Annotated in this window: 1 protein-coding gene; it reads right to left on the minus strand. The window is 40.4% G+C overall.

Going from position 1 to position 413, the window contains the following annotated elements; genetic code table 11:
* Positions 1 to 413, minus strand: a 413-nt coding sequence (locus E3E37_RS11285; RefSeq protein ID WP_167717441.1) for a DEAD/DEAH box helicase, incomplete at both ends; no start/stop codon positions are given.

Genomic DNA, 413 nt, shown 5'->3' on the forward strand with positions numbered 1-413 from the left:
GCATTGAAGATTCGTATCCTATTATCATGAATCTTGGCTTTGCCAAAAACTTCTCTTTAATCAGATCTTCGGCCTTTATTTCATAAATAATCGGTCCGATGGCTCCTTCTATCTTCAGTTCCTCGCCCTTAATCCTTCTCCAGGGAGTTGCAGATAATCCGAATCTAAATTTTTGGGGAAGGCTAATTCCAAGCTCATAGAACTTTTCAGCGGCTGAAGTCCTATGGCATTCGTCAAACATTAGAATTGCATACTGTTTTTTGAGTTTGTCAACTCCTCTTGAAAGCAGGGTTTGTATCATGGCTACAGTTACAGGTTTCTCATCCCAGTTATTATCTCCCACAAGCCCTGGCTCTATTCCTAAAACCTCTCTAATATTATCCGCCCATTGGTAAAGAAGTTCTTTTGTGTGC

The organism is Thermococcus sp. ES12 (genome assembly GCF_012027515.1).
In the GTDB taxonomy this organism is placed as follows: domain Archaea; phylum Methanobacteriota_B; class Thermococci; order Thermococcales; family Thermococcaceae; genus Thermococcus; species Thermococcus barossii.